The 14656-nt window shown below is 69.9% G+C and carries 13 protein-coding genes; 8 read left to right on the top strand and 5 right to left on the bottom strand.

What is annotated here, in order from left to right:
* Nucleotides 1-165 precede the first annotated feature (165 nt).
* Entirely contained in the window at nt 166-1431 is a 1266-nt protein-coding gene (locus ACZ32T_RS24125; protein WP_467368920.1) for an MFS transporter, read from the bottom strand.
* A gap of 132 nt (nt 1432-1563) precedes the next feature.
* On the opposite strand from ACZ32T_RS24125, the gene ACZ32T_RS24120 reads away from it, so the two are divergent.
* Both ACZ32T_RS24120 and map read left to right on the top strand, forming a co-directional pair.
* Nucleotides 1564-2499 (top strand): LysR family transcriptional regulator, encoded by a 936-nt coding sequence (locus ACZ32T_RS24120; RefSeq protein WP_467368918.1) that lies wholly within the window; start codon nt 1564-1566, stop codon nt 2497-2499.
* A 119-nt stretch (nt 2500-2618) separates the two neighbouring features.
* Nucleotides 2619-3392, top strand: a complete 774-nt coding sequence (gene map / locus ACZ32T_RS24115) for a type I methionyl aminopeptidase (protein WP_467265518.1) — start codon at nt 2619-2621, stop codon at nt 3390-3392.
* Between the two features lie 128 nt (nt 3393-3520).
* Here map and ACZ32T_RS24110 read toward each other — a convergent pair whose 3' ends face one another.
* The 3 genes from ACZ32T_RS24110 to ACZ32T_RS24100 all read right to left on the bottom strand — a co-directional run bounded on the left by ACZ32T_RS24110 (nt 3521) and on the right by ACZ32T_RS24100 (nt 6790).
* Nucleotides 3521-4408: a carbohydrate ABC transporter permease gene (locus tag ACZ32T_RS24110; protein WP_467265520.1), complete on the bottom strand. Its 888-nt coding sequence runs from the start codon at nt 4406-4408 to the stop codon at nt 3521-3523.
* The gene (locus ACZ32T_RS24105) at nt 4405-5373 is read right to left on the bottom strand and encodes a carbohydrate ABC transporter permease (protein ID WP_467265522.1); all 969 of its coding nucleotides are present in this window, start codon (nt 5371-5373) and stop codon (nt 4405-4407) included. Before ACZ32T_RS24105 ends, ACZ32T_RS24110 begins: the two co-directional genes overlap by 4 nt.
* 94 nt (nt 5374-5467) lie before the next feature.
* Entirely contained in the window at nt 5468-6790 is a 1323-nt protein-coding gene (locus ACZ32T_RS24100) for an ABC transporter substrate-binding protein (RefSeq protein ID WP_467368916.1), read from the bottom strand.
* A gap of 267 nt (nt 6791-7057) precedes the next feature.
* Between ACZ32T_RS24100 and ACZ32T_RS24095 the strand changes: the two genes are divergently transcribed.
* Nucleotides 7058-9481 (top strand): glycoside hydrolase family 2 protein, encoded by a 2424-nt coding sequence (locus ACZ32T_RS24095; protein WP_467368914.1) that lies wholly within the window; start codon nt 7058-7060, stop codon nt 9479-9481.
* Complete coding sequence (locus tag ACZ32T_RS24090) at nt 9478-10503, top strand: LacI family DNA-binding transcriptional regulator (protein WP_467265528.1); 1026 nt, start codon at nt 9478-9480, stop codon at nt 10501-10503. Before ACZ32T_RS24095 ends, ACZ32T_RS24090 begins: the two co-directional genes overlap by 4 nt.
* Nucleotides 10504-10573: 70 nt before the next feature.
* Here the strand turns inward: ACZ32T_RS24090 and ACZ32T_RS24085 are convergent, their stop codons facing one another.
* Nucleotides 10574-11044, bottom strand: coding sequence for a PPOX class F420-dependent oxidoreductase (locus tag ACZ32T_RS24085; RefSeq protein WP_467368912.1), 471 nt, complete (start codon nt 11042-11044; stop codon nt 10574-10576).
* A 358-nt stretch (nt 11045-11402) separates the two neighbouring features.
* Here ACZ32T_RS24085 and ACZ32T_RS24080 point away from each other — a divergent pair, with 358 nt between their 5' ends.
* From ACZ32T_RS24080 to ACZ32T_RS24065, 4 genes are all read left to right on the top strand, one after another.
* On the top strand, nt 11403-11645 hold the full coding sequence (locus ACZ32T_RS24080) for a phosphopantetheine-binding protein (protein ID WP_467265532.1): 243 nt from the start codon (nt 11403-11405) through the stop codon (nt 11643-11645).
* Nucleotides 11642-12493, top strand: a complete 852-nt coding sequence (locus tag ACZ32T_RS24075; RefSeq protein ID WP_467265534.1) for a siderophore-interacting protein — start codon at nt 11642-11644, stop codon at nt 12491-12493. Before ACZ32T_RS24080 ends, ACZ32T_RS24075 begins: the two co-directional genes overlap by 4 nt.
* 101 nt (nt 12494-12594) lie before the next feature.
* On the top strand, nt 12595-13599 hold the full coding sequence (locus ACZ32T_RS24070) for an ABC transporter substrate-binding protein (RefSeq protein WP_467265536.1): 1005 nt from the start codon (nt 12595-12597) through the stop codon (nt 13597-13599).
* A complete protein-coding gene (locus tag ACZ32T_RS24065; RefSeq protein WP_467368910.1) occupies nt 13596-14621 on the top strand; it encodes a FecCD family ABC transporter permease in 1026 nt (341 codons plus the stop codon). Before ACZ32T_RS24070 ends, ACZ32T_RS24065 begins: the two co-directional genes overlap by 4 nt.
* Nucleotides 14622-14656: the final 35 nt, after the last annotated feature.

Here is a 14656-nt window from a genome sequence, read left to right as displayed (position 1 = left end):
GGGGCAGGTCAGGGGCGTATGTGGCGGGACACCATAGTTCGGGTGCACGGTGTGCGGGCGGACGCCACGCCGCCCGCCGCCCGCCACGGGTACGCGCGGCCCTGAGGGCGGGGTCCCGCACGCCGGGACGCCGCAGGTGCCCGTGGCCACACAGCCGGATATCGGCTACGGACTCTGCCGCACCGGCTGGGGCCCCTCTGGCTCGCGCCCCCGGCGGGGGAGCAGCAGAGGGGTCGCCAGCACGAACACACCGGCCAGGCCGATGGCCGTACGAGGGCCGAGCAGGCTGCCCAGTACGCCCCAGAGGGCCGTCAGCAGCGCGGCGGAGACCTTGGTCGTCACCGCCCAGGCGGACAGGGTGCGGACGACCCGGTCGGTGGCCGTGCGCTCCAGGCGGCAGGTCGCGTGGACGGGGTTGAAGACCGCGCAGCAGAAGATGAGTCCGAGCTCGACTCCCGTCACCAGCAGCAGCCCGCCGGTACCGGGTCCCAGGAAGGCCAGGCCGACGGGCCAGACCGCGCGCAGCGTCCCGGCCACGACCAGGACCCGATGCTGCCCGAACCGGTCGGCCAGCGGTCGGGCCAGCCGTGAACCGAGCAGCCCGCCGACCGCGGGGGCGGCGAAGGCGAGGCCGTACTGCCACGGCGCGAACCCGAGCCGGCCGAGCATGAGAACGGCGAGCAGCGGCTGGGTGGCCATCACCAGACCGTTGAAGAGGGCGGTGTTGAAGAACAGGGCGCGCAGCGTCGTGTCGGCGAGGATGTGCCGCCAGCCGTCGAGCAGTTCCCCGGGCCGCATACGGGGCCCCTCCCGTCGCCCGGGCGACGGCTCGTGCCCGCCCGTCGCGCGGATGCCCGTGGCCGAGAGCAGATAGCTGACCGCGTCGGCCACCAGCGTGGCCACCGGGCCGAGCAGCCCGGTCACCGCGCCGCCCAGCGGCGGTCCGACGATCGTGGTCGTCCAGTTCGTGGACTCGAACCGGGCGTTGGCGACGAGCATGTCCTCGGGCGGCAGCAGCGTCTTCAGGTATGCGCCTGAAGCAGCGCGGAAAGTGATGTCGGCCGCCGACACGACCATCGTGACCAGCAGGAGCTGAACGAACGTGAGCGCGCCCAGCGCGAACGCGACGGGGACGGTCAGCAGCGCCGCGCACCGCACCAGGTCCATCGCGATCAGCACAGGCCGCTTGCGGCGGAACTCCACCCACGGGCCGAGCGGCACCGCGACGGCCGCGCCCACCGCCGCCCCCACGGAGGAGAGCGCCGCGACCTCGGCCGGTCCGGCGTGCAGCACCTGGACGGCGATCAGCGGGAACGCGCCGAAGGCGAGCCAGGTGCCGAGCGCGCTGCTCGCGTACGCTCCCCAGAGCCACCCGAACGGCCGGCCCAGCCGGTGTCCGGGGCGTCGCCCCGGCCGCTGCCAGCTCCTCATGCCCGGCCCCTCACCCTGCACCCGTACAACCGATACGCGATCGGTTTCATCAAACCGAGCCCTGTGACCGGGGGTCAAACAACCACATGGCCGCAGGTCACAACCAGAGGTTGTGACCGTAGGGTGGCGGGCATGGACCTCGACGCCGTCCGGACCTTCGTCACCGCCGCTGACGCGGGGCAGTTCCAGGAGGCCGCCACCGAGCTGGCGGTCACCCAGCAGGCCGTCTCCAAGCGCATCGCCGCGCTGGAGCGGACCCTTGGTGCGCGACTGTTCACCCGCACCCCGCGCGGCGCCGCACTCACCATCGACGGGCAGGCGTTCCTGCCCCACGCGCGCGAGCTGCTGCGCGTCGCCGAGCGCGCGGTCGCGTCCGTGCACACCGGCAGCCGCCCGCTGCGCGTCGACGTGATCAACTCGTGCGGTGCGGTAGCGGGCCTGCTGCGAGACTTCCACCGGGCGCACCCCGAGATCGATCTCGACGTGGTGATGCTGTTCGAGATCGAGACGGCCGTCGCCGCGATCCGGTCCGGTGCGATCGACGCGTCCTTCCGCGCCGTGGCCGCGCCCGGACGGCTCCTCCCGGAGGACATCGAGTCGGTCCGGGTGCTCGACGAGCCGCTCGAGCTTCTCACCGGTCCCGCCCACGCGCTGGCGGACGCCCGGACGGTGACCGTCACCCAGCTCGTCGGGCACCGCATCTGGATGCCGGGCATCGTGCCCGGTACGGAGTGGGCCGCGTACTACGACGACCTCGTCGCCGAGTTCGGGCTCACCATCGAGGCGACCGGCCCCAACTTCGGCTCCGACGCCCTGCTGGACACCGTCGCCGACACACCGGCCCTGGCCACCTTCATGGGAGGGCGGACGCGCCTCGTCCGGCCAGCCGGCCACGGCCTGCGCCGCATCCCGGTGACCGGCCCGACGCCCGTCTACCCGCACTCCCTCCTCTGGCGCCGCGACAACCCCCACCCGGCGCTGGCCGCCCTCCGCGCCCACCTCGCCGCCGGCGCCACCGGCCACGGCGCGGCCGGGACCTGGGCGCCGGACTGGGTGCTTCCCCGCTGAACGCCGAGGTGTGGCGAGGCCGAGGAGTCCGGCCGCCGAAGGCCGCCCCGCACGACCACGATTCTAATACCGGTATAGTTTGACCGGTATAGTTGTTGGTTCCGTGAGGAAAGTGGCACATGATCGAGATCCTGAACACCACCATGCTGGCCCGCGCCAAGGACACAGGCGCCCTGGTCGCGGACATCCTGCAGACCCTGAAGGGCCGGAGCGCGGTCGGCACGAACCTCCTGGACATCGACCGGTGGGCCAAGGCCATGATCACCGAGGCGGGAGCGCAGTCCTGCTACGTCGACTACGCGCCGTCCTTCGGACGTGGCCCGTTCGGCCACTACATCTGCACGGCCGTCAACGATGCCGTGCTCCACGGACGGCCCCACGACTACACGCTCGCCGACGGCGATCTGCTCACCCTCGACCTTGCCGTCTCCCAGCGCGGAGTCGCCGCGGACGCCGCCATCAGCTTCGTCGTGGGCAAGGCGCAGCCCGCGGAGAGCCTCGCGCTGATCAGCGCGACCGAGCGCGCGCTGGCCGCGGGAATCGCCGCTGCCGGACCCGGAGCCCGTATCGGCGACCTCTCCCACGCCATCGGCACGGTCCTCGGCGAGGCCGGATACGAGATCAACACCGAATTCGGGGGGCACGGCATCGGGTCGACGATGCACCAGGACCCGCACGTCGCGAACACCGGGCGGCCCGGCCGTGGATACAAGCTGCGCCCCGGGCTGCTGCTGGCACTGGAGCCGTGGGTCATGACGGACACCGCCCGACTCGTCACCGATGCCGACGGGTGGACGCTCCGAAGCGCGACGGGCTGCCGGACGGCACACACCGAGCACACGATCGCCATCACCGAGGACGGGGCCGAAATCCTCACGCTGCCGAAACCGTAGGGGTCGTGAGGCCGAAACCGCGGCGCTGTCGCACCGGACTCCGGGAGCCGGCCACGGGCGGGGGCGCCGCGCGGGACGTGACCGGCGCAGGCCCCCTCTTCGAGGGGGCGGGCGGCGGAACGGGGGCTCTACTTGGTCGCGCCTGAGGCGAAGCCGTTGTAGATGTAGCGCTGGAGGAACAGGAACGCGATCAGCGTGGGGAGGATGACGAGTACGGCTCCTGCCGAGATGTTCTCCCAGTGCGCTCCGAAGGGGCCTTTGAACCGGAACAGGGCGGTGGAGATCGTGCCGAGTTCCTGCGAGGGCATGTAGAGGAACGGGATGTAGAAGTCGTTGTAGGTCGTGATGCCCTTGATGATCACCACGGTGGCGACCGCCGGCTTGAGGAGCGGGAAGATGATCTTCCGGTAGATCGTGAAGGCGTTCGCGCCGTCGAGCCGCGCGGCTTCGTCGAGGGAGACCGGGATGCCGCGGATGAACTGCAGGAAGATGTAGATCGAGACGATGTCCGTCCCCATGTAGAGCAGGATCGGTGCCCACCGCGTGTCGAACAGGCCGAAGCTGTTGATCACCTGGAAGGTGGCGACCTGCGTGGTGACGCCGGGGACGAGCGTGGCGATCAGGAAGAGGCCCATGACGAGCTTCTTGGCCCGGAAGTGGAAGCGGTCGATGGCGTAGGCCGTCATCGACCCGATGACCACGGTGCCGGTGATCGAGAACAGCAGGATGAACGCGGTGTTCCCGAACGCCGTCAGCATGTGGCCGTCGGAGAACGCGGTCGCGTAGTTGCCGAAGTTCAGCCAGTCACCGGGCAGCGAGAGCGCGCCGCCCTCGGTGACCTCCTTCGACGTCTTCAAAGAGGTGAGGAAGACGACCGCGAGGGGGAGGAGAACGACCAGCGAGGCGACCACGAGCGACAGGTGGACGAGTGTCTGTCCGAGTCGGCCGCGCCGGCGAACGCGTCGCGGGTCGGCTCCGGAGCGGGGGCGAGCGGCGGTCTGCGGGGCCGTGGTCATACGAGGTCCACCTTTTCGTCGGGCACGAGCCGGCGCTGGATCCAGGTGATCAGCAGAATGATCAGCAGCAGCACCACGGCGGCGGCCGAGGCCAGCCCCGTCTTGTTGAACTGGAACGCGAGCTTGACCGTCTGGATGACGAACGTCGACGTGCCGGTCGCGCCGCCGGTCATGATGTACGGGATCTCGAAGACCGCCAGGGACCCGGAGATCGCCAGGATGACGCTGAGACTCAGGACGGGCCTGATGCTCGGGGCGATGATGTGCCGGAACTGCTGCCACCGGGTCGCGCCGTCCAGTTGGGCGGCCTCGTAGAGCTCGCCCGGGATGGACTGGATGGCACCGAGGAACAGGACGAAGTTCAGGCCCGTGAAGCGCCAGACCGAGACGCCGGCGAGCGAGGTGTTGGCCGACGTGGGGTCACCCAGCCAGGCGTGGTCGGTGTCCGCACCGAACCAGGACAGGACCGAGTCAAGGGTGCCGCCGTCCTGGAAGAAGTACAGGAAGACGAATCCGATGGCCACGCCGTTGATGAGATAGGGGAAGAACAGGAGCCCCTTGAAGAGATTGCGGTACCGCAGGTTGAAGCTCAGCACCGTGGCGAAGTAGAGCGCGATGGCGATCTGCGCCGCGGAAGCCGCGAGGTAGTAGAAGCTCACGAAGAACACCCGGAAGAGCTCGGGCCGGGTGAAGATCTGGACGTAGTTGTCCACGCCCGTGAAGTTCCGGTCCGGGCTGATGCCGTCCCAGTCCGTGAAGCTGTAATAGATCATGTTCCCCACAGGGACGTAGGTGAACGTGACCAGCAGCACCAGCGGTGCCAGCAGGAAGAGCCACGGGGTCGCGCGCCGCAGCAGCCGGCCTCGCGTCCGGTCTCCCACCGGACCGCTGCCGTTTCCGGTCGGGCGGTGTGAGGGGATGGCGCGGTGCGTCTTCACGCTCGCCACCTCGGTCGTATCGGTCATGTCGGGGCCTTTCGTCATCCGCGTCGTGGTCCTGGTTGCGCGGGAGGGCTGGGGCCCCGGCCGGTGTCGTACGGCCGGGGCCCGCCTCACCGGCTCAGGAGCCGGCGGTCTTCGCGGCCTCGTCCCACTTCTTGTTCAGTTCGGTGAAGTAGTCATCGAGGCTGCCCTTCTCCGCACCGCGGGCGAGGTCGATCAGCTTCTGGCGGTAGTCGGGCTTGTTGAGCCCGATCTCGGCCGCGTTGTCGATGTCGTTGACCTCGCCGGTGTTCCGCTCGGAGCGCTCCACAAATGTGACATCGTTGTCAACGAAGTCCTTGAGGGTGTCCGGCATCGGAGCCGACTTGACGGTGGGGACGGCGCCCTCCTTCGCGGAGTAGCCGGACTTCTCGGTGAACCAGTCGACCCAGGCCCGCGCCGCGTCCTTGTGCTCGGAGTGGGCGTTCACCGCCTGCTGGTAGTCCGAGACGAGCGTGGCGCAGTAGTCCTCGTTGCCCTTCTGGACCGGGAACGGCATGAACCCGAGGTCGTCGGGGTTCGCTCCGGCCTTCTCGGCCGCGTCCTTCATCTGCGTGATCGACCAGGAGCCCAGCATCATGGTGCCGATCTCACCCTTGGCGATCTTGGTCTTGGAGGCTTCCCAGTTCGTGGTGTTGGGGTCCTTCTCGGAGAGGCCGCCCTTGACCGTGTCGTACAGCAGGGTGTCGATCACGTTGAGCTCGCTGCCCTCCTTCCAGGGGGAGACCGCGCCGGCGAGGTCGTTGGTGGCGTAGTTGTCGCAGGTCACCGACCCGATGTTGGCGGTCCACTGGACCAGCGGCCAGCCGTCCTTGAAGTTGGTGTAGTAGGGGACGGCGTCGGTCCTGGCCTCGACCGCCTTGAGCCCCGCGATGAACTCCTCCGGCGTCTTCGGCCACGCGGTGACGCCGGCCTTCTTCCATACGGCCTTGTTGTAGACGAAGCCGTTGGCGGTGCCGAACTGGGCGAGGCCGTAGACCTTGCCGTCGACGTCCGTCTTGTCGCTGAAGCGGTACTTCTCCGACATCTCCTTCGAGGTGCCGAGGGGTGCGAAGAACTTCGGGTAGTCGTTCTTGGAGACGGCGGCCGGGATCATGAGGACGTCACCGTAGTCCTCGGTGTTCATCCGGATCTTGACTTCGCCCTCGTAGTCGGTGAGTCCCTCGAACTTCACCTTGACCTTGGGGTAGATCTTGTTGAACGCCGCCGCGTAGTCGTCCATGGCGCCGCTCTGGACCAGGTCCGTGCGCTGCGTGAGGACCGTGATCGTGCCGGTCGTGCTCTCCGGGTCCGCAGGCGCCTTCGCCGTCTCGGTCGACGCCGCGCCTCCGCCGCTGCATCCGGTCACGGTCAGTGTCGCAACGGTCAGAAGTGCGCCTGCGAGCGTCTTCGTCTTCCCCATGTGCCCAACTCCTATAGATGGCGGCTCAGCTCTGCGGTGGGATGTTGGCACTATGACAGGAGCCGTGTGAACCGGTAAAGCTCCGATTTCCATGACGATGCCTAATCGTTACCGGTTGGCGTATTCATGCAGGTTGGGTGAGTGGCGCGTGGTCGCGTCGTTACGGACGCGTGACTAGACCGGTTTATGGACAGTGATCCATCGTCGGGCTAAGTTGTGCGGCGTCATACATATGCCAGCGCGCCTGAAGGCGATTGGAGCCGCACCATGAAGGACGTCACCCCGCTCACCGACGGCTGGAGTCTGCGCCATGACCAGGCGCTGCTGCCGGCGCGGGTCCCCGGCTGCGTCCACACCGATCTGCTCGCCGCCGGGGTCATCCCGGACCCCTTCCTCGGACTCAACGAGACCGAGGTCGCCTGGGTCGGTCGACGGGCGTGGACGTATGTCAACGACATCCCGCACGACGTCCCGCACGGCAGTCGGCATGAGCGGACCGACCTCGTCTTCGACGGCCTGGACACCGCGGCAGGGATCACCCTCGCCGGGCGGGAGATCGGTACGACCCGGAACATGCACCGCACCTACCGGTTCGATGTCACGGGCCTGAACGGGCCGCTGGAGGTGCGCTTCGCCTCCGCCTACGACGAGGCCGAGGCGGTACGGGCGGTCACCGGGGACCGGCCCAACGTGTATCCCGAGCCGTTCCAGTACATCCGCAAGATGGCCTCCAGCTTCGGCTGGGACTGGGGCCCGACCCTCGTGACCGCCGGCATCTGGCGGCCCGTACGCCTGGAGCACTGGTCGACCGCGCGCCTCGCGTCCGTCCGCCCCCTGGTGACCGTCGACGGAACCACGGGGAACGTGGAGATCAGGCTCCAGGCGGAGCGCACGGCCCGGGGAGCGGACAGGGGGCTGCTGGCCCGTGCCACGGTGGCCGGCGAGACGGCCGAGGCCCGCTTCGAGGGCGACGAAGCCGTGCTGCGTCTGACGGTGGAGCGGCCCAGCCTCTGGTGGCCGCGCGGATACGGCGACCAGCCCCTCTACGACCTGGACGTCACCCTCCTCGAAGAGGACGAGGACGAGAACACGGAGCTGGACACCTGGCACCGGCGCATCGGGTTCCGTACCGTCGAGCTGGACCGGAGCCCCGACGCCCGGGGCACCGGCTTCACCTTCGTCGTCAACGGCGAGCGGGTGTTCGCCCGCGGGGTCAACTGGATCCCCGACGACGTCTTCCCCTCACGCATCACCCCCGAGCGCTACCGCACCCGGCTCGCCCAGGCGGCGGACGCCAACATCGACCTCGTACGGATCTGGGGCGGCGGCATCTACGAGGACGAGGCGTTCTACGACGCCTGCGACGAACTCGGGCTGATGGTCTGGCAGGACTTCCTCTTCGCCTGTGCCGCATACCCGGAGGAGCAGCCCCTGCGCGGCGAGGTGGAGGCCGAAGCCCGCGACAACGTTGTCCGGCTGATGCCGCACGCCAGCCTCGTGCTCTGGAACGGCAACAACGAGAACCTCTGGGGCTTCCGCGACTGGGACTGGGAGCCGGGACTCGCAGGGGACTCCTGGGGCGAGGGGTACTACCTGGGGCTGCTGCCCCGCGTGGTCGCCGAGCTCGATCCCACCCGTCATTACGCGGCCGGCAGTCCTTGGTCCGGATCGTGGGACCACCACCCCAACGACCCCGACCACGGCACCTACCACTCGTGGGAGGTGTGGAACCGCCGGGACTACGCCGAATACCGCGCGAACGTCCCCCGGTTCGTCTCCGAGTTCGGCTGGCAGGCGCCTCCGGCCCTGGCGACGCTCCGGCGCGCGCTTCCCGGAGAGACCCTGGCACCCGACTCCCCGGGCATGCTGCACCACCAGAAGGCGGAGGACGGCAACGGCAAGCTCGACTGCGGGGTCGCACGTCATTTCACCCTGCCCGAGGGTGACTTCGACCGGTGGCACTACCTGACCCAGGTCGTCCAGGCCCGGGCCGTGGCCGCGGGTGTCGAACACTGGCGCTCGCACTGGCCCACCTGCGCGGGCACCGTCGTCTGGCAGCTCAACGACTGCTGGCCGGTCAGCTCCTGGGCCGCGATCGACGGGGACGGCCGCCCCAAGCCGCTCCACCACGAGCTGCGCCGCGTCTACGCGGACCGGCTGCTGACGCTGCAGCCCGGCGACGAGGGCCTGGTACTCGCCGTCGTCAACCAGTCCGCCACCCAGTGGCGCACGTCGGTGACGCTCAGCCGACTCGAGGCCGACGGTACCCCGGCCGGCCGAGGGGTGCTCGGGGTGAGCGTCGCCCCGCGTTCCGTCCTGCGGCTCCCCGTTCCCGGCGAGACGGTGCCGTCCGGGGCCACCGCCAAGGAGTTCCTCGTCGCCGACGCCGACGGGCTGCGCGCTCTGTACTTCCCGGTCCCCGACAAGGAATTCGCCTATGTCCGGCCGGACTTCGACGTCGAGCTGGAACCCGTCGAGGGCGACGACGGTACGATCGACGTCGTGGTCAACGCACATACCCTCGTCAGGGACCTCCTCCTCCAGGCCGACCGTCTCGGTCCGCGCGCCGCCGCCGACCGGGGGCTCACGACGCTGCTGGCCGGAGAGCGGATCCGTATCCGGGTCGCCGGCTGCCCCGCGGTCACCGTCGACGACGTCAGGGCCGCCTTGTTCTGCGCGGATTCGAAGTGAACAGTCCGGCACGCGTCACCATCAAGGACGTCGCAGCGCGAGCGGGCGTCTCCAAGGGAGCCGTCTCCCTGGCGTTCAACCAGAAGCCCGGGGTCTCGGAGGCGACGCGCGAGCGTATCTTCGAAGCCGCCCGGGACCTCGGCTGGGCGCCGAACCAGACGGCTCGCAGCCTCTCCAGCCAGCGGGTCGACATCATCGGGCTGGCCCTGTGCCGGCCGGCCCGGCTGCTGGGACTGGAACCGTTCTACATGGACTTCATCTCGGGAATCGAGGGCGTCCTCGCCGAGCGGTCGTGCTCCCTGCTCCTGAGGCTGGTGCGCGATGTCGACGAAGAGATCGACCTGTACAGGGCCTGGTGGCGCAGCCAGACGATCGCCGGCGCCGTCCTGGTCGACTTCCAGGAGAAGGACCCCCGCGTCCCGGCGCTGCAGGCCATCGGTCTGCCTGCGGTCGCCGTCGGACATCCGTCACTCACCGGATCCTTCCCCGCGGTCTGGACCGACGACGCGACCGCGACCGCCGAGGCGGTCCGCTACCTGGCCGCTCTGGGACACCGGCGCCTCGCACGGGTGGGGGGCCCGGTCGGGTTCGGGCACAGCGCCATCAGGGCCAGGGCGTTCGCCGAGACCGTGCGGGAGCTGGGCCTGGAGGAGGGGCGGCAGACGGCTACCGGCTTCGACGAACGAGAAGGCGCGCGGGCGACGAGGTCCCTGCTCCTTTCGGCCGACCGCCCCACCGCGATCATCTACGACAACGACATCATGGCGGTCGCGGGCGCGGGAGTCGCGGCGGAGATGGGCTTCGTGGTGCCGGACGACGTCTCTCTGCTCGCCTGGGACGACTCCCAGTTGTGCCGGATCACGCATCCCACCCTGTCGGCCATGAGCCACGATGTGCACCACTTCGGCGCGGAGGTCGCCCGGACCCTCTTCTCCCTCATCGAGGGCACGCACACGGGATCCCTCCAGGTCCCGACCCCGTCACTCACTCCCCGGGGGTCCACCGCGCGCGCACCCCGGTAGGCCGTCGCCGTACGGCGGAGACCGTGACCCGGGCCGGGGTCACGGCCTCCGCCGTACGGCTCGTCCCGTGTCAGGCGTACGGGGTCCCCTCCAGGGGCTGTTCCGGGACCGGGCCGCCGGGCCGGAACCGCTCGACCCCGACGATGTGCCGCACCTTGAGCGGGCGGACGATCACGGCGACCCGCTGTTCCTTCGGCATGAGCCACTCGAACCGCTCACTCCCCAGGTACTTCTGTGCCAGCCGGTCCATCCGCGTGTGCGCCTCCTCGCCCTCGACGAAACGGGCCACCTCACCGCTGATCTGTACGCGGTCGAAGGGATCGGCGGCGTCCGCGTGGGAGAGGTAGACGCGAGGGTCGCGGCGCAGGTTCTCCTCCTTCACCCGGCCCACCGAGGTGTTGAAGGACAGTTCGCTCCCGCCCTCCAGGTCCACCCACATCGGGCTGACCTGCGGCGCACCGTCGGCGGACACGGTGCCGACGTACCAGATGTGGGGAGCCTGCAGCCGGGCACGGACGGCTTCGTCGAAGATCGCAGTCATCCTTCGAGGCTACCAACCATGATCGACAGGAAGGTTCCGGGGAAAGCGGCTCCGATGGGCCACCGGTCATGGGACCCGCACCGGCTGCCGGTCGCCCACGACCGACGGGTGCGGTCGCGGGGGGCCCTGATGCCAGGTCATGCGGCACGGAGCCCCAGGGTGGCAGGGCCGCATCTCACTGACCGGCACTGTGTATTCTGCCCCCAAAGGAATGCGAGGTTAGGTTAGCCTCGCCTAGGTTCGGACGGGGCGAGCGTCCCGGCCGGGCGCGCGTATGCCGTCCCCGGGAGGGGGCGTCGTGACCACCATCGCCGGCGCCGGCCCCGCGGCCGGTGTCCATCCCCTCAGGAGTCATCCCATGAACCAGCAGACCCTGACGCCCGAGCGCGTTCGCGCCGACGTCGCGGAACTGATCGGCTGCGACCCCGCCGAGATCGAGCTCGACGACAACCTGAACGACCTGGGCCTCGACTCGGTGCGGACCATGGTCCTGATCGAGCGCTGGCGCGGAGCGGGGGCGGAAGCGCTGGAGTACCCCGACCTGGCGGAGCAGCCCGAACTGGGGCACTGGACGGAGCTCCTGACGGGTGGCGCCGCATGAGCCTGGCCGACCACCGGAGCCGTCACCTGGACCGGATCGCTGAAGTCCGGGCGGGCCTCCACGCCGAGAAGGTGGGTTATCCGATCGGTGTCCGCGAGACCGAGGTCGTACGGACCGTCATGGTCGGGGCCGGTCTGCTGCGGGTGACCCTCGGCGGAAAGGGTACCGAGGGGTTCGAGGCCCACGCGCCGGACGAGCACGTGAAGATGCTCTTCCCGGACGAGGACGGAACCCTGCGACTGCCGGAGCCGAACGGGACGATGCTGCGCTGGGCGGGGTCGGTGCTCCGCTCGCGTCAGTACACGGTGCGGCGCTACGACCCGGCCTCCGGCGAGATCGACATCGACATCGCTCTCCACGACGGCGGCCTCGCCTCCGACTGGGCACGCGGGGCCCGGCCCGGCGCCGTCATGCATCTCGCGGGCCCGCCCGGCGGGCTGATCGTCCCGCACTCCTACGACCGTTACCTGATCGCCGGCGACATCACGGCCCTGCCGGCGATCGCACGCCGTCTGGAGGAGCTGCCCGGGAGTGCGAAGGGCTGGGCCTTCGTCGAAGTCCACGACGCCGCACAGGAGATCGAGCTCTCCGCGCCCGAGGGTGTCGAGGTGACCTGGCTGCACCGCGACGGCCGGCCGGCGGAAGCCGACGAGGCGTTCGTGCGGGCTGTGACCTCGGTGAGCGTACCGGCGGGTGAGCGGGTGTACGTGTGGGTCGCGGGCGAGGCCGGGCAGATCAAACCCCTGCGCCGCTGGGTCCGCGACGAGCTGGGTCTGGACAGGGCCGACCACGACATCACCGGTTACTGGAAGCGCGGGGTCGCCGACTTCGACGAGGACGACCACTGACCGACGGACAGGCCGGGAAGCGGACTTGATGCCGCTCACGGGTGTCTTGATCAGAATTTTTGAACTAAGGTAAGCCTTACCTAATTTTCGAGGAGCATCGCATGTCCATACGCAGAACCTCCGGCCTCGTCGGCGCCGTGTCGCTGGCCTTGATCCTGGCCGGATGCGGGTCCTCTTCCGACGGCGAGGGCGGGTCGGACGCGTCGGGGGAGGCCAAGACCCGGGTGTTCGCCGCGGACAACGGGAAGATCACCATCCCGGCGGACCCGAAGCGTGTGGTGGCTACCGGTTACGCCGTGCCCGCCCTGATCGAGGCCGACGCGCCGCTCGTCGGGATCTCGTCGTGGAAGCGCGGCGAGCCGATGATGAGCAAGGAGGACCTCGCCGAGTACAAGAAGCTCACCAAGGTGGCGGGTGAGCAGGCGGCCGAGACCAACTACGAGGCCATCGCCGAGGCCGAGCCCGACCTGATCGTCATCGGTGTGCCCGCCCCCGTGCTCGGCGACATCGACGTCAAGCGGCTGGAGACCATCGCCCCCGTCGTGGCCATCGGCCCGACGCTGCCGTCCGCCTGGCGCGACCTGTCCCGCAAGCAGGCCGACGCCGCCGGCGCCCTCGGCGAGTTCGACGCCGGACAGAAGGCGTACGAGGCCAAGGCGGCCGAGCTGGCCACGAAGTACAAGGGCGTGCTGCCCCAGCTCAAGCTGGGCCACGTCGGAGCGTACGGCGAGGTGGCCAAGGGCAACTTCCACCGGGAGTTCGGCGGTTCGTGGGGGACGAACGTCGCCGAGGACATCGGCGCGACGTACTACGGCAAGGTCAAGAAGCCCGGCAAGGGATCGAGCGCGGTCAGCGAGTACCCCTCCCTCGAGGAGCTCCCGGCGTCGCTCGCCGAGGCCGACGCCATCACGTACTCCGTCAACGCCGACGGCACCGTCTCCGAAGCGGTCCAGTACGTCCTCGACTCCAAGCTGTGGAAGAACCTGCCCGCCGTCAAGGCCGGCAAGACCTTCCCGCTCCGCTACACCGAGGCCGCGACCTACGGGTCGGCCATGAACACCCTGGACGCGATCGACACGTCGTTCGCTCCGCTGCTGAAGTCGTGACCGCCGCGGGTCGCGCGTCGGAACCGGCGGCGCGGACACGGGCCGCGCTGCCGCAGACCGGCCTGCTCGTCGGGGGACTGGTGCTGCTGGGGGTGGTCGCCGTGCTCAGCATGGGCATCGGCGCCCGCCCGGTCCCGCCGGCCGAGGTCGTCCGCGCGCTGCTGGACTACCAGGGCACCGACGACCACGTGATCGTGCGTGACGTCCGGGGGCCCCGCGCGCTGCTCGCCGTCGCGGTGGGCGCCGCCCTCGCGGTGTCGGGCGCGCTGATCCAGACGCTGGCCCGCAACCCGCTGGCCGAGCCCGGCATCCTCGGGGTCACCGCGGGTGCCGGATTCGCCATCACCGTCGGCTCGGCGCTCGGACTGGCGGCCGGGCAGGCGGGCCAGCTCGGCTTCGCCGTCATCGGATCCGTGCTCGCGGCGCTGCTGGTGGCCGCCGTGGGGCGCCGCTCCCCGCTCCGTCTGGTGCTCACCGGAGTCGCCCTGACGGCCGTGCTGAGCGGTGTCGCGCTCGGCCTGCGGCTGATGCTCCCCGACGTCTTCGACATGTACAGGTTCTGGTCGGTCGGATCGCTGGCAGCCCGCGAACAGGCTCCGCTGGCACTTCCGTCGACCGCGATCGTGGTGTGTCTGTGCGGTGCGCTGCTGCTGAGCAGGGCACTGAACGCGCTGGCGCTGGGCGAGAACGTGGCACACACCCTGGGCGCGGGGGTCGGGCGGCTGCGGGCCACCGCACTGGTCCTGATCACCGTGCTCTGCGCGGCGGCGACGGCGGTGGCAGGACCGATCCTGTTCGTCGGCCTGATCGTGCCGCACCTGGTACGCAAGCCGGCCGCCGGCTCGGTGCCCTGGCTGATCCTCTACTCGATGGTGCTGGGTCCCGTCCTGCTGCTGGTCGCCGACATCGGCTCCCGGCTGCTGCTGCCGACCGGCGAGGTGCCGGTGGGCATCGTGACCGCGTTCCTCGGGGGCCCCATGCTGATCTGGGCCGTCCGGCGCTACGGGGCAGGGTCGCTGTGAAGACACTCGGACTCAGAATTGAACGGCGTACGACC

The organism is Streptomyces sp. NPDC023573 (genome assembly GCF_055559735.1).
This window is presented reverse-complemented; position numbering and strand designations above follow the sequence as displayed.

Coding starts and splice junctions, on each gene's coding strand:
- ACZ32T_RS24125 (WP_467368920.1), bottom strand. CDS start 1,431: ATGAGGAGCTGGCAGCGGCCGGGGCGACGCCCCGGACACCGGCTGGGC.
- ACZ32T_RS24120 (WP_467368918.1), top strand. CDS start 1,564: ATGGACCTCGACGCCGTCCGGACCTTCGTCACCGCCGCTGACGCGGGG.
- map (WP_467265518.1), top strand. CDS start 2,619: ATGATCGAGATCCTGAACACCACCATGCTGGCCCGCGCCAAGGACACA.
- ACZ32T_RS24110 (WP_467265520.1), bottom strand. CDS start 4,408: ATGACCACGGCCCCGCAGACCGCCGCTCGCCCCCGCTCCGGAGCCGAC.
- ACZ32T_RS24105 (WP_467265522.1), bottom strand. CDS start 5,373: ATGACCGATACGACCGAGGTGGCGAGCGTGAAGACGCACCGCGCCATC.
- ACZ32T_RS24100 (WP_467368916.1), bottom strand. CDS start 6,790: ATGGGGAAGACGAAGACGCTCGCAGGCGCACTTCTGACCGTTGCGACA.
- ACZ32T_RS24095 (WP_467368914.1), top strand. CDS start 7,058: ATGAAGGACGTCACCCCGCTCACCGACGGCTGGAGTCTGCGCCATGAC.
- ACZ32T_RS24085 (WP_467368912.1), bottom strand. CDS start 11,044: ATGACTGCGATCTTCGACGAAGCCGTCCGTGCCCGGCTGCAGGCTCCC.
- ACZ32T_RS24080 (WP_467265532.1), top strand. CDS start 11,403: ATGAACCAGCAGACCCTGACGCCCGAGCGCGTTCGCGCCGACGTCGCG.
- ACZ32T_RS24075 (WP_467265534.1), top strand. CDS start 11,642: ATGAGCCTGGCCGACCACCGGAGCCGTCACCTGGACCGGATCGCTGAA.
- ACZ32T_RS24070 (WP_467265536.1), top strand. CDS start 12,595: ATGTCCATACGCAGAACCTCCGGCCTCGTCGGCGCCGTGTCGCTGGCC.